This window comes from Campylobacter concisus UNSWCS (assembly GCF_000466685.1).
Classification (GTDB): domain Bacteria; phylum Campylobacterota; class Campylobacteria; order Campylobacterales; family Campylobacteraceae; genus Campylobacter_A; species Campylobacter_A concisus_A.
Genome location: NZ_ANNG01000174.1, coordinates 1 through 702, shown reverse-complemented (window position 1 = coordinate 702; position 702 = coordinate 1). Strand labels below are relative to the sequence as shown.

Below are 702 nucleotides of genomic sequence, written 5' to 3'. Positions count from 1 at the left end.
CGCATCCCTAGGAGTCGAAAGCGAAAGCTCGATACCGGCCGTCGGTTTTTCTCCTTTTAGCCGCTCTATGCCGTATATCGCTACTATGTTATCAAGGTCATCTCCAGTAGAAAATGGCAGCAACATAGCCTTAACACTATCATTTATCCTGGCTCGTAAGAGCAGTTCTCTATAAGCTAGCGTTTCAAGAAGTGCCGAATAGTTGTCGCTTTCTAATAATTCTAACTCCGCAGACGAGCTAAGCCCGTCTTTGCGGCTCGCCCCTTCGGCGAGACCCTGCACTGAAGATGTGCCAGACTTTGCTGGCGAAAGCTCGGTATCACTAGTTAAATATCTTTTAAAAATGTTTTTAATGCTTTTTAAAATTTCGTCGTAGTTAAGCTCTTCGATCACGCCCGGATACGGTAAATTCTTTAAAAAGCTCATAGCTCTATCCCTATCTCGTCGCCGCTTGTGAGAGCGATCTTAAAATTTAGCCTATGGTCTTTTAGACTTATTAGCTTTACTTCATCTATCTTCACTCTTTTTTCCCATCTTTCTACGGCTTCTATGACGTAGCAGGCAAGATCGGCTCTAAACTCGTCGTCTACTTTGCGGTCTATTAGCTCGAACAAACGGCTGCCGTATTCCGGCAACATAACCCGCGAGCCAAGGGGTGTAAGCAAGATGTCTTTTATGCTTTCTTTTATATCCGCTAGATAC

General features: G+C 44.3%; 1 protein-coding gene and 1 pseudogene. Both read right to left on the bottom strand.

The features are described 5' to 3' along the window. Positions 1–426: pseudogene (locus UNSWCS_RS11435) on the bottom strand (hypothetical protein); the annotation flags it as partial. After that, the coding region (locus tag UNSWCS_RS11430) for a GPW/gp25 family protein (RefSeq protein WP_235044415.1) at positions 423–702 on the bottom strand (280 nt) is incomplete at its 5' end. The pseudogene UNSWCS_RS11435 and the gene UNSWCS_RS11430, both read right to left, overlap by 4 nt.